The following is a 12,483-nucleotide window of genomic DNA, read 5'->3' as shown; positions in this document are numbered from 1 at the left end:
TCGCTTAGGCGGCTTGCCATCACCGGCGGGATGAAAGGGCATTTTTGCCGCACCCTGACCAACTGATCTGGCACACGGTTTGCATTTTATCGACCGGCAGCTGGGCTGCTGGATGGCTCGGCGCGCCGGCGTCATCCAGGTTCGGTGATCAAGCAACGAGAGGCTCTAGAATGACGAAATACAAGCTCGAGTATATCTGGCTCGATGGTTACACGCCGGTCCCCAATCTTCGCGGCAAGACCCAGATCAAGGAGTTCGCCGAGTTCCCGACGCTCGAGCAGCTGCCGCTGTGGGGCTTCGACGGTTCTTCCACGCAGCAGGCCGAAGGCCACAGCTCCGACTGCGTGCTGAAGCCGGTCGCCGTATTCCCGGACCCGGCCCGCAGCAATGGCGTGCTGGTGATGTGCGAAGTGATGATGCCAGATGGCGTGACGCCGCATGTGTCCAACAAGCGCGCCACCATCCTCGACGACGAGGGCGCCTGGTTCGGCTTCGAGCAGGAGTATTTCTTCTACAAGGACGGCCGTCCGCTCGGCTTCCCCGAGAGCGGCTATCCGGCGCCGCAGGGCCCGTACTACACCGGCGTCGGCTATTCGAATGTCGGCCCGATCGCGCGCCAGATCGTCGAGGAGCATCTCGACCTTTGCCTCGCAGCAGGCATCAACCATGAAGGCATCAACGCCGAAGTGGCCAAGGGCCAGTGGGAATTCCAGATTTTCGGCAAAGGCTCCAAGAAGGCCGCCGACCAGATGTGGATGGCCCGCTATCTCTTGCAGCGCCTGACCGAAAAGTACGAGATCGACATCGAGTATCACTGCAAGCCGCTCGGCGACACCGACTGGAACGGCTCGGGCATGCACGCCAACTTCTCGACCGCCTATATGCGCGAAGTCGGCGGCAAGGCCTATTTCGAAGCGCTGATGGCTCAATTCGACAAGAACCTGATGGACCACATCGCCGTCTACGGCCCGGACAATGACAAGCGCCTGACCGGCAAGCATGAGACCGCTCCGTGGAACCGCTTCAGCTACGGCATCGCCGACCGAGGCGCCTCGATCCGCGTGCCGCATTCCTTCGTCAACAATGACTACAAGGGTTACCTGGAAGACCGCCGTCCGAACTCGCAAGGCGACCCCTACCAGATCGCTTCGCAGATCCTGAAGACCATCGCGGAGGTTTCGACCAGCGCGCAGGTCTCGGCTGCTGCTTGAGCATCTATAGCGGCGCAGGCTTCATAAGCCTGCGCCGTAGCCTGCTGCTACCACATCTACGGTCTGCTATTGGTCAAACAAAAACCCCGGCGTCTGAACTGACGCCGGGGTTTTTCCTTGTCGCTGAGGCTTATCGTTCAGACCGAATAGTACATGTCGTATTCGACCGGATGCGGGGTCATTTCGAAGCGCATCACTTCGGCCATCTTGAGCTCGATATAGCTGTCGATCTGGTCGTCGTCGAAGACGCCGCCGGCTTTCAGGAAGCCGCGGTCCTTGTCCAAGCTTTGCAGCGCTTCGCGCAGCGAACCGCAGACGGTCGGAATCTTCTTCAGTTCCTTCGGCGGCAGATCGTAAAGATCCTTGTCCATCGGCTGTCCCGGGTGGATCTTGTTCTTGATGCCGTCGAGGCCGGCCATCAGCATGGCGGCGAAAGCGAGGTAGGGGTTCGCGCCCGGATCGGGGAAGCGGACCTCGACGCGCTTGGCTTTCGGCGACGAGCCGAACGGAATGCGGCAGGAGGCCGAACGGTTGCGCGCGGAGTAGGCGAGCAGAACCGGTGCTTCATAGCCAGGCACAAGGCGCTTGTAGGAGTTGGTCAGCGGGTTGGTGAAGGCGTTGATCGCCTTCGCGTGCTTGATGATGCCGCCGATGTAGAACAGGCACGACTCGGACAGGCCGGCATATTCATTGCCGGCGAAGGTCGGCTTGCCGTTCTTCCAGATCGACTGGTGGACGTGCATGCCCGAGCCGTTGTCGCCGAAAATCGGCTTCGGCATGAAGGTGGCCGTCTTGCCATAGGCGTTGGCGACCTGGTGCACGACATATTTGTAGATCAGCATCTTGTCGGCGTTGCGGACCAGCGTGTCGAACTTGATGCCGAGCTCGTGCTGGGCAGCGGCAACCTCGTGATGGTGCTTTTCGACGCGCACGCCCATTTCGGCGAGCACGGTCAGCATTTCGGAGCGCATGTCCTGCGCGCTGTCGATCGGCGGCACAGGGAAATAGCCGCCCTTGACGCGCGGGCGGTGGCCGAGATTGCCGGTCTCGTAATCGGTGTCGTCGTTGGACGGCAGTTCGGTCGAGTCCAGCTTGAAGCCGGTGTTGTAGGGATCGGCCTTGTACTTCACGTCGTCGAAGACGAAGAATTCGGCTTCGGGGCCGACATAGATGGTGTCGCCGATGCCTTCGGCCTTCATGTAGGCCTCGGCCTTCTTTGCAGTGCCGCGCGGATCGCGGTTGTAGGATTCGCCGGAGACCGGATCGAGAATGTCGCACAGGATGACCATGGTCGACTGGGCGAAGAACGGATCCATGTGGACGGTGTCCGCATCGGGCATCAGCACCATGTCGGACTCGTTGATCGCCTTCCAGCCGGCGATCGAGGAGCCGTCGAACATGACGCCGTCGGCGAACATGTCTTCCTCGACCTCGATGACATCCATCGTCACGTGCTGCAGCTTGCCCTTCGGATCGGTGAAGCGCAGGTCGACGAATTTCACGTCGTTGTCCTTGATCTGCTTCATGATGTCTTTGGCTGTCGTCATGTCGTTTCTTCCCTGTGTGATGACGTTTCGAGGAGACGTTAATCTGAAATCAGAAAGCTCAGACGGCGTCCATCCCCGTTTCGCCGGTACGGATGCGAACGACCTCCTCGATGTTGGAGACGAAGATCTTGCCGTCGCCGATGCGGCCGGTCTGCGCCGCCTTGCGGATGGCTTCGATGGCGCCTTCGACGGCGTCGTCGCCCAGCACCACTTCGATCTTCACCTTGGGCAGGAAGTCGACGACATATTCGGCGCCGCGATAGAGTTCGGTATGGCCTTTCTGGCGGCCAAAGCCCTTGGCCTCGGTGACGGTAATGCCTTGCAGACCGGCCTCCTGAAGCGCTTCCTTCACTTCGTCTAGCTTGAACGGCTTGATGATCGCTTCGATCTTTTTCATGTAAAAAGTGGCCTCCACTGCCAAAAAAAACGGGTTGTGCGCCCCGCTTGCGCCTCCATCAAGCACGAACTGTGCCAATTTCAGCCCACGCGAAGCGGTTTCGCGCAATTCCAATGCCGCGCCGCGCCGGGATGCACATTCGCGTCATCCTCTGCTTCGGCTGCGGCAAAGCTGCCCGAAGCCTACACATTGCCGCTTCGGGCGTCTGCACGATAATTAGGCAGATTGCGCATTTTGCAGGCCCGCGCGGATCCGGCGCGCCAGTCTGCGAAAGGATTGGCCGCATGCCAACGCAGCGCCTGGCCGTTTGCTTCGAACCCGAAACTGGACAATGCTCGACCGAAACAGAAGTCGAGCGAAATGCGGATCGGCAATCCATGAGCAATGAAGTCCTGTCGCCGGCCGAGATGGGCGAGGCCGACCGGCTGGCAATCGCAGCCGGTCCGCTCGACGGCTATGGCCTGATGCAGCGTGCCGGCGAGGCGGTCGCTGCTGTCGTGCTGGCGCGCTATCCCGCGGCGAGCCGTGTCCACGTGCTGTGCGGCCCCGGCAACAATGGCGGCGACGGCTATGTTGTAGCGCGGTTGCTGGCCGAGGCCGGTGTGAATGTGGCGCTCTGGGCCGAAGGCAAGCAGAAGCCCGGGAGTGATGCGGCGCGAGCTTCCGAGGCCTGCAATCTGCCGGTCGAGCACATCGGACACTGCTACCCGGAACCGGGTGAAGTCGTCGTGGACGCGCTCTATGGTGCGGGATTGTCGAAGAAGATATCCCTGCATGCCTCTGCCGTCTCAGGATTGGCCGCGGCGGAGCGCGTGCCTGTGGTGTCAATCGATCTGCCTTCTGGTGTGTCGGGCGAGACCGGCTTGAGCAACGCTTATTTCAAGGCCGACGTGACGGTGACGTTCGTGCGGAAAAAGCCCGGCCATCTGCTGATGCCGGGGCGCAGCCTCTGCGGTGAGATCATCATCGCCGATATCGGCATTCCGGATGCGATCGTCGATGAGTTCAAGATCAAGACGTTCGAGAACACGCCTGACTTTTGGCTATACAGTTTTCCGAAAACGGCGGTCGATACACATAAGTATAAGCGCGGCCACGTCAGCGTCTTTTCCGGCGGGCCGAGCGCGACAGGTGCGGCGCGGCTGTCGGCGATGGCTGCAGCCAGAGCCGGGGCAGGGGCGGTGACCGTGCTCTCGCCTGAAAATGCCATGCAGGTAAACGCCGCGCATCTGACATCGATCATGCTGCGCGAGGCCGGTTCGATGGAGGAAGTGCAGGAATTTTTGTCGGCGAGGCACCCCGAAGTACTTGTGTTCGGACCAGGGCTCGGGCCGAAACCCAAAGTGGGGGATTTCGCGTTGCAATTGATCGCGACGGTCGCTGACCTAAACCGCACGTCGACGAGTTCATTCGGAATTCAGCGCCCTGCCATTGTCTTGGATGCTGACGCCATCACGTCATTGGCGCATCAGCCTCAGGCCCTGTTCGACGCCGCGCTGCTCCCGTTGGCGCCGGTATTGGTGCTGACGCCGCATGAAGGCGAATTCGCCAGACTTTTTCCCGACATCGCGAAGGACAAGAAGCAGTCGAAACTCGCCAAGGCGCGCGCAGCCGCTGAACGAGCCAACGCCATCATGGTCTACAAGGGCGCCGACACCGTCATCGCGGCTTCCGACGGCCGCGCCGCGATCAACGCCAATGGCGCGCCATGGCTGGCCACCGCCGGGTCAGGGGACGTGCTTGCCGGCATAATTGCCGCGCTGCTGGCGCAAGGCATGTTGCCCTTCGAAGCAGCTTGCGCCGCTGTCTGGATCCATGCCGAGGCCGGCAGCCGCTTCGGTGCTGGATTGATCGCGGAGGATCTGCCGCTGGCCCTGGTGCCGGTGCTGCGTGAACTGGTCGATGCACGGCAGAAGGTGGCGATCAGATGAAGCATTTCGCGTTCGTCGTTGCGGCCATCATCGCGCTGTTCGCATCGCATGCCGTGCGCGCCGAGCAACCGGTGACCATTGTCGACGATCCGGCGGTGCTCGCCGCCCTCGATGCCAAGGGCTTTGGTTTCGCCGGGGTTTTCGCCGTCGATGGCGAGGACGATTTGAAGTCGCTCTACGGCGAGGCGCCGGCCTATCGTGCAATCGTCGACATGGTGGCGACCGATATTGCCACGCTGCGGGCCGAGATAAAGGCCGGCGGGCGCACGCTCTACGAGGTGACCGACGGCAATGTCGGCCGCATCATGGATATGCGCTGGCTGAAGACCGAGGCCGCGCGCTTCCGCCTGGTCGGCGTCGTCAACCGGCTGGACCGGCGTGACTTCACCGCGCTGCAAGGTGACAAGAGCTGTGGCGAGGTGCGCTTTGTCTATCGCCTGGCCTACAGTTTCCGCAAGAACGGCAAGGTTCTGGCATCGCGGCTGCCATTCAATTTCAACGCCGTCTACAGCGTGGCGCCGGATGCCGATGGCGGCTGCGTCGGCGTTGCCGGGCGCTGGACACCGCAGATCGACGAAAACGTCGATGCCGGCTGGCTGGTCGGCGGGCCGCTGGCACCGGAGGAACTGACTTTCAAACAGCTCGAACTCAACGCGCAAGTGGTGCGCTTTCCCTCGGGCCAGGAGACCGAGTTCGGCGGGCAGGCGGCCTATCTGATGCGGATCTTCGGCATCGATGGCGCTGCCATCAGCGAGAAGCCGCTGGAGAATACGCCTGACGTTGCGCGGCTCTCGGACAATGCTGCACTCAAGAAAAGGCTCGCCGACTACGTCAGCGCCAATGTCGCGGCCGTCGATCTCGGCGTCTACGAAATCCCCGACGAATTCCTGGCGAAGAAAATCATCTCGTGGTCGACCTTCGGCAGCGCGAGACGGGCCAACCATCCGTTCACGCCGCTGTTCCAGCCAGCGGATTTCGCCGGCCTGGACTATGCGGCGCTGAAACTGGTGCGGACACCGGAGGCGCTGGTCGAGCGGCTGGACAATGGCGCCTGCCAGGGCTGCCACCAGGCAGGCTCGACGGCCGGCTTTCACTTCATCGGCCTCGACGACAAAACGACGTCGCCTCTCAACCGGATCGAGGTCGGCATCTCGCCGCATCTCCATGCCGAGATTCCGCGACGTGAGGCCTGGCTGCGCGCGACGGAAGAAGGCAAGGAGCCGAACCGCTACCGGCCGCTGTCCTTCGCGCCGCCGGCGACATGGACCGATGCCGGCGATGTCGGCTACGCCCCGGCCGAGATCGCGATGCCGTGCCTGATGCCGGATGATGCAAAACGCTTCGGCGCGACTTGGCAATGCGGTGGCGGCACCGTCTGCACGCCGCTGGCGACGGCCTCAGGCGTGCGCACCACGCTGGCGCAATGTCTGTTGCCCAAGGACAGTCCAAAGATGTTTTCGGGCCATCCCTGCCTGACCGGGTCGATCTCCAGCAACCCGTCTCAGCCGTTCAACGACCGCTACAAGATCACCGGCCAGTTCGCCGCTTTTGCGCCGACCCTTTCGCGGACCGCCTACACCTGCCGGCCACCGAAAATCGGCGTACCGGCAGGCATCGCTTATCGCGCCTGCGACGACAAGGACCGCAGCTTCGCCGCCTTCAAGACGGGCAAGCCGATGCCATCGGAAATTTGCGGCATGGTCGGCGGCAAGAAATTCGACACCTGCGTCGCCACCAACAATTTCGACCAGTGCCTCGGCGGCGCGGTCAACCGCGGCAACCGTCCCGCATGTTCGGCCGATCATTTCTGCCGCGAGGATTATATGTGCCAGTCGCTGCCGCCGGACACGCCGGGCGCCGACAAGGTAAAAGGCATCGGCTACTGCTCGCCGACCTATTTCATCTTCCAGATGCGCATCGACAACCACGCAACGCCTTGGGCGACCGCGACCAGCGCCCCCAGCGATGCGGGGTTCGGGGCGGCGGAAGAGGAGTGAGCGACTCACGAGCTTGTCTGGATGTATTACAATGGGATGTTGTCGTGCTTCTTCCAGGGATTTTGCATGTCCTTGTTGCGCAGCATGCGCAGTGCCCGGGCAACGCGGCGGCGGGTCGAATGCGGCATGATCACCTCGTCGACATAGCCGCGTTCGGCGGCGACGAAGGGCGACAGGAAGCGGTCTTCGTAAGCCTTTGTGTGAGCTGCGATCTTTTCGGCGTCGCCAATATCCTTGCGGTAGATGATCTCGACCGCGCCTCTCGCCCCCATCACCGCGATCTGCGCCGTCGGCCAGGCATAGTTCATATCGCCGCGCAGATGTTTTGAGGCCATCACGTCATAGGCGCCGCCATAGGCTTTGCGGGTGATGACGGTGATTTTCGGCACGGTTGCCTCGGCGTAGGCAAACAAGAGCTTGGCGCCGTGCTTGATCAGTCCGCCATATTCCTGCGCGGTGCCGGGCAGGAAGCCGGGGACGTCGACGAAGGTGACGATGGGAATGGAAAAACAGTCGCAGAAGCGCACGAAGCGCGCCGCCTTGCGGCTTGCGTCGGAATCGAGCACGCCGGCCAGCACCATCGGCTGGTTGGCGACGAAGCCGACGGTGCGGCCTTCGACGCGGCCGAAACCGGTGACGATGTTCTTGGCAAAGTTCTGCTGGATCTCGAAGAAATCGCCTTCATCGGCAACTTTGAGGATCAGATCCTTGATGTCGTAAGGCTTGTTGGCGTTGTCCGGGATCAGCCGGTCGAGCGACAGATCATGGTCGGTGACCGACTGGTAGCACTCGATCTCAGGAAGCTCCGACGTATTTGACGCGGGCAAAAGGTCTACCAGCCGGCGCATCTGCAACAGCGCCTCGACGTCATTGCCGTAGGCGCCGTCGGCAATCGACGATTTGGTCGTGTGGACGGACGCGCCGCCAAGGCTCTCGGCGGTCACCGTCTCGTTGGTGACGGTCTTCACCACATCCGGCCCGGTGACGAACATGTAAGAGGTGTCGCGGACCATGAAGATGAAGTCGGTCATCGCAGGCGAATAGACGTCGCCGCCGGCGCACGGACCCATGATAACGGAAATCTGCGGGATGACGCCGGAGGCCAGCACGTTGCGCTGAAAGATCTCGGCATAGCCGCCAAGCGCCGCCACGCCTTCCTGGATGCGGGCGCCGCCGGCGTCGTAGAGGCCGATGATCGGCGCGCGATTACGCAGCGCCATCTCCTGCACCTTGATGACCTTTTCGGCATGCGCCTCCGACAGCGAGCCGCCGAAGACGGTAAAGTCCTTGGCGAAGAGATAGACCGGACGGCCATTGACCGTGCCCCAGCCGGTGACGACGCCATCGCCGGCGATCTTGGTCTTCTCCATGCCGAAATCGGTCGAGCGATGCTCGACATACATGTCGAACTCCTCGAACGAGCCTTCGTCGAGAAAGACATCGATGCGCTCGCGCGCGGTGAGCTTGCCCTTCTTGTGCTGGGCGTCGATGCGGGCCTGGCCGCCACCCATGCGGGCGATCTCGCGGCGGCGCTCGAGTTCCTTCAGCACGTCCTTCATCGCTCGGTCTCCAGAAATGGCAGCTGCATTTGTGGTAATGATGCCTGCAGGCGTGTGCAAGCGCCGCTTTCGGCCTCGATTATTGCGCTGCAACATGTGGCCCCTTGCATTCCGGAGCGAACTCAGCCATATGCAGCCCATAGGCGCTTGGGCCGGAGATTCCGGCCTTCTCGACAAATGAGACTGGTTGCGTCTGTTTTCCCTCTTTCCGGTATATCGGCCTCTCTTTCCGATACATCACGAAGTGGCGAAAGAGCCCCGTGGCATGACGCCTGCGGGCACGACAGCGCAGCCGAGTGGACGTTTCCGTCCGCCCGCCTTGTCGTTTCATATCAAATTTTTCGACGGCAGGTTGCGCCCTGCCGCCATCGATGTTTGCGGCCAAGACCGCGTGAAAGAAGACTATTTTGACCAACGAAAACACCTCAGCCGGTAACGCGATCTCGACCGGCAACACTGCGGACCTCACCGGTTTCGCAGCTCTTGGGATCACGGGCGCGCTTCTCAAGGCGACGCATGGCGCCGGCTTCACCGAGCCGAAGCCGATCCAGACGCAGGCGATCCCGCCGCAGATGGAAGGCCGTGATATCTTCGGCATCGCCCAGACCGGCTCGGGCAAGACCGCGGCCTTCGCGCTGCCGATCCTGTCGAAGATCATCGCGCTCGGCACCAAGCGCCGGGCCAAGACCACCCGTGCGCTGATCCTGGCGCCGACGCGCGAACTCGCCGTCCAGATCGAGGACACCATCAAGATCCTCGCCAAGGGCGCGCATGTCTCGACCGCTCTCGTGCTTGGCGGCGTCTCGCGCTTCAGCCAGGTGAAGAAGGTCGCTCCCGGCGTCGACATCCTGATCGCCACGCCCGGCCGCCTGACCGACCTGGTGCGCGAGGGCGACCTCATTCTCTCCGACACCAAATGGCTGGTGCTGGACGAGGGTGACCGCATGCTCGACATGGGCTTCATCAACGACGTCAAGCGGATCGCCAAGGCGACCGCGCCCGACCGTCAGACGGTGCTGTTCTCGGCCACCATGCCCAATGAAATCGCCGAACTGGCGAAGGGCCTGTTGAAGAACCCGATCCGCGTCGAAGTCGCGCCGCAGAGCACCGCTGCTGCCGAAATCGTGCAGGGCGTTGTCTTTGCCCGCACCAAGCAGAAGCGCCAGGTGCTGTCGACGATGCTCGCCGACGAAGCGATGAAGTCCGTCATCATCTTTTCGCGCACCAAACATGGCGCCGACCGGGTGACCAAGGACCTCGAACGCGACGGCTTCAAGGCCGCCGTCATCCACGGCAACAAGTCGCAGAACGCCCGCCAGAAGGCGCTCAACGATTTCCGCGAGGGCTCGGTGCGCATTCTCGTGGCGACCGACATCGCGGCGCGCGGCATCGACGTTCCCGGCATCAGCCATGTGGTGAATTTCGACCTGCCGGATGAGGCCGAAAGCTATGTCCACCGCATCGGCCGTACCGGCCGTAACGGCATGGACGGCATTGCCATCACGCTTTGCGATCCTTCCGAAAACAGCAAGCTGCGTCAGGTCGAGCGCATCATCCGCAGCAAGCTGCCGATCGTTGCCGACCATCTCGGCAGCCCCGATCCGGTGCGCAATCCGGCCGAAAAGAACGAGCGCTTCGAGCCCGCCAATGATCGGAACGACCGCAATGGCCGTCGCGACGGCAGGCGGCCCGGTGGCCAGAACAACGGCTTCGCCAAGAAGCGTTTTGGTGACAAGCCGGCTTTTGCGGGTGCAAGTGAGCGCAAGCCGGAAGGCGCCAAGGCCTTCAAGGGCAACAACAAGCGCCGCTTCGGCGGCAAGCGGCCCGCGGCGCGGGCTGCCTGATCAGACGAACCGGTCAGGCTCGTCGAGCCTGGCTTGATTGCTGACGATTGAATATGAGGACGGCCGGGGCAATGCTTCGGCCGTCCTTTTCGTTTAGGGCTGCCCGGTAATTGCCTTCACCCACACGACGATCCGCTGCGCCAGGAAAGCCGTGGTCGAGGGCGACAGCGCGTCGCCGGCAATGACGTGGTCGTCGGGATCGCCATTGTCGTCGACGGGCACCAGTTCATGCGGTGCGCCCCAGAGCCCGGCGATTTCGCGGGTGCGATCCTGGCGCACCACCTTGTCGGAATCCGAGAAGATGAACAGCGCCGGTATGGTTGCCTTCTCCACAGGCGCTGCGTAGGCAAGGTTGGTCAGCGCGGCCATCGGCAGCACGGCCGCCATTGGATAGGTGTGCGTCCAGAGTTTCTCGTGCAGCGCGTTGCGGGTCGGAAAGCTGCGCTCCTTGCCGCCGACGAACTCGGCGATCTGCCTGCCCCAGGGCATGGTCAGCAGCTCGGCGCCTGAAGCCCTGATGCCAAAATTCGGCGAGATGAATGCGATTGCAGCGACGCCGTCCGATGCGCCAGGCTCAGTCGCCGCCCATGCCGCCAGCGATCCACCGGTCGAGGTGCCGATGACGATCACCTTGTCGCCGATGGCCCGGCCGATGGCGAGCGCCTCCTCATAGTCGTTGATCCAGGCATTGACGCTGCCTTGCGCCATCGAGGCGCCGTCCTGCCCATGACCGGTGAGGCGGGTGTAGAAAAGGTTGGCGTCGAGTTGGTCGGCGACCTCGTCGGCCAGCGGGCGAACCTCGCCCTTCGATGCCGAAAAGCCATGGATATAGACGATCGCCAATGGCGTCCTGGCGTGAACCATCGGATCGGCCCAGATGATTTCTTTCTCGAGCCCGTCGCGGATATTGGGGACGGCAGCCTCTTCGCGCGCGACATACGCTTGCGGGTCGTCGCCGATCACTTTGTCATCGAAATGGATCGTGGTGTCGACGGGAACGCGCGGACCAAGCAGGAAGGCTAGGACAAGGATCATGACGACGCCCAGCACCGCAAGCACGATCCGCCGCCCCATCTCAGACTCCACGACAATTCTAAAGCTATGGCGGCCGGTGCAGTCAGGCAACAGCCGGGCTATGGACAGCTATTGGTTCGGCGGCTTGCGGTCGAAATTCAGCGGCCGCCCTGTCCAGCGGGTCGCCGTGCTGATGAACCACCGGCAGACTGGCCTTGGCAGCAGTGCCAGCAGCTTCAGCCCCCAGCTCAGCCGGTGAGGGAAGGTGACCTCGAAGCCGCCATGCTCGATGCCGCGCAGCATGCGGCGCGAGGCGCGGTTGACCGGCATCAGTCCCGGCATCGGCAGCATGTTCTTTTCGGTCAGCGGCGTGTCGATGAAGCCCGGATTCATCACCTGAATGCGTACATTCATCTTGTCGAAATCGTATTTCAGCGACTCGGCCAAGATGTTGATCGCCGCCTTCGAGCCGCCATAGGCCGCCGTGGTCGGCCAGCCGAAATAGGCGGTGACCGACCCGACAAGCACGATATGGCCGCGCGCACGGATGCGCATGCGCTCCATGAGCGGGACGAGGCCATTGATGATACCGAAATAGTTGACCTCGAAGGTCTGGCGAAAGTCGCGGACCCTGAGGTCTTCGCCGGGTGTGGCGATGTAGTTGCCGGCGTTGAAGACGGCGAGCACGATCGGGCCGAGCTCCTTTTCGATCGCCGCCACCGTGCTTGCCATGCGCGGCTCATCGGTGACGTCGCAAGGGTAGGCGACGACACGTCCCGGCATCTGCGCAGTCTCGACGATGAGCGCGTCGAGTGGGTCGCCGTCGAGTGCGGTGACCGCGACGACAAAGCCCTTTGCCGCGAGGTCCTTTGCCAGCGCACGGCCGATGCCGCTGCTGCCGCCGGTTATCCAGGCGACGCCGTGCTTCGGGTTGGCCCGGTAAAGTGTCATTCTGCGCCCTGCCGATCTGTCATTAGTGCTCT

At 62.5% G+C, this 12,483-nt stretch carries 9 protein-coding genes; 4 read left to right on the top strand and 5 right to left on the bottom strand.

The genetic code is table 11. From position 1 onward, the window contains the following. Window positions 1–170 precede the first annotated feature (170 nt). On the top strand, window positions 171–1,211 hold the full coding sequence (locus NKJ57_RS19165) for a glutamine synthetase beta-grasp domain-containing protein (protein WP_023691256.1): 1,041 nt from the start codon (window positions 171–173) through the stop codon (window positions 1,209–1,211). Window positions 1,212–1,348: 137 nt separating this feature from the next. Here the strand turns inward: NKJ57_RS19165 and glnA are convergent, their stop codons facing one another. Both glnA and NKJ57_RS19155 read right to left on the bottom strand, forming a co-directional pair. Next, window positions 1,349–2,758 (bottom strand): type I glutamate--ammonia ligase, encoded by a 1,410-nt coding sequence (gene glnA, locus NKJ57_RS19160; RefSeq protein ID WP_023672775.1) that lies wholly within the window; start codon window positions 2,756–2,758, stop codon window positions 1,349–1,351. 58 nt (window positions 2,759–2,816) lie between these two features. Continuing rightward, window positions 2,817–3,155, bottom strand: coding sequence for a P-II family nitrogen regulator (locus tag NKJ57_RS19155; RefSeq protein ID WP_006205430.1), 339 nt, complete (start codon window positions 3,153–3,155; stop codon window positions 2,817–2,819). Window positions 3,156–3,532: 377 nt separating this feature from the next. Between NKJ57_RS19155 and NKJ57_RS19150 the strand changes: the two genes are divergently transcribed. Together NKJ57_RS19150 and NKJ57_RS19145 are read left to right on the top strand one after the other, a co-directional pair. Continuing rightward, window positions 3,533–5,086 (top strand): NAD(P)H-hydrate dehydratase, encoded by a 1,554-nt coding sequence (locus NKJ57_RS19150; RefSeq protein ID WP_352511948.1) that lies wholly within the window; start codon window positions 3,533–3,535, stop codon window positions 5,084–5,086. Beyond that, the gene (locus NKJ57_RS19145) at window positions 5,083–7,083 is read left to right on the top strand and encodes a hypothetical protein (protein WP_352511950.1); all 2,001 of its coding nucleotides are present in this window, start codon (window positions 5,083–5,085) and stop codon (window positions 7,081–7,083) included. Before NKJ57_RS19150 ends, NKJ57_RS19145 begins: the two co-directional genes overlap by 4 nt. Before the next feature lie 26 nt (window positions 7,084–7,109). On the opposite strand, the gene NKJ57_RS19140 is transcribed toward NKJ57_RS19145, so the two are convergent. Beyond that, window positions 7,110–8,642 carry an acyl-CoA carboxylase subunit beta gene (locus NKJ57_RS19140; protein WP_352511952.1) on the bottom strand — a complete coding sequence of 511 codons (1,533 nt, stop codon included), beginning with the start codon at window positions 8,640–8,642 and terminating at the stop codon, window positions 7,110–7,112. A gap of 407 nt (window positions 8,643–9,049) precedes the next feature. Between NKJ57_RS19140 and NKJ57_RS19135 the strand changes: the two genes are divergently transcribed. After that, window positions 9,050–10,486: a DEAD/DEAH box helicase gene (locus NKJ57_RS19135; RefSeq protein WP_031193338.1), complete on the top strand. Its 1,437-nt coding sequence runs from the start codon at window positions 9,050–9,052 to the stop codon at window positions 10,484–10,486. Between the two features lie 93 nt (window positions 10,487–10,579). Here the strand turns inward: NKJ57_RS19135 and NKJ57_RS19130 are convergent, their stop codons facing one another. Both NKJ57_RS19130 and NKJ57_RS19125 read right to left on the bottom strand, forming a co-directional pair. After that, window positions 10,580–11,560, bottom strand: coding sequence for an alpha/beta hydrolase (locus NKJ57_RS19130; protein WP_352511954.1), 981 nt, complete (start codon window positions 11,558–11,560; stop codon window positions 10,580–10,582). A gap of 69 nt (window positions 11,561–11,629) precedes the next feature. After that, entirely contained in the window at window positions 11,630–12,451 is an 822-nt protein-coding gene (locus NKJ57_RS19125; protein WP_023726794.1) for an SDR family oxidoreductase, read from the bottom strand. Window positions 12,452–12,483: the final 32 nt, after the last annotated feature.

Source organism: Mesorhizobium sp. M0077 (assembly GCF_040322955.1).
Taxonomy (GTDB): Bacteria; Pseudomonadota; Alphaproteobacteria; order Rhizobiales; family Rhizobiaceae; genus Mesorhizobium.
This window is presented reverse-complemented; position numbering and strand designations above follow the sequence as displayed.

Excerpts from the sequence above, each read along its gene's own strand:
- NKJ57_RS19165 (WP_023691256.1), top strand. The coding sequence starts at position 171 with ATGACGAAATACAAGCTCGAGTATATCTGGCTCGATGGTTACACGCCG.
- glnA (WP_023672775.1), bottom strand. The coding sequence starts at position 2,758 with ATGACGACAGCCAAAGACATCATGAAGCAGATCAAGGACAACGACGTG.
- NKJ57_RS19155 (WP_006205430.1), bottom strand. The coding sequence starts at position 3,155 with ATGAAAAAGATCGAAGCGATCATCAAGCCGTTCAAGCTAGACGAAGTG.
- NKJ57_RS19150 (WP_352511948.1), top strand. The coding sequence starts at position 3,533 with ATGAGCAATGAAGTCCTGTCGCCGGCCGAGATGGGCGAGGCCGACCGG.
- NKJ57_RS19145 (WP_352511950.1), top strand. The coding sequence starts at position 5,083 with ATGAAGCATTTCGCGTTCGTCGTTGCGGCCATCATCGCGCTGTTCGCA.
- NKJ57_RS19140 (WP_352511952.1), bottom strand. The coding sequence starts at position 8,642 with ATGAAGGACGTGCTGAAGGAACTCGAGCGCCGCCGCGAGATCGCCCGC.
- NKJ57_RS19130 (WP_352511954.1), bottom strand. The coding sequence starts at position 11,560 with ATGGGGCGGCGGATCGTGCTTGCGGTGCTGGGCGTCGTCATGATCCTT.
- NKJ57_RS19125 (WP_023726794.1), bottom strand. The coding sequence starts at position 12,451 with ATGACACTTTACCGGGCCAACCCGAAGCACGGCGTCGCCTGGATAACC.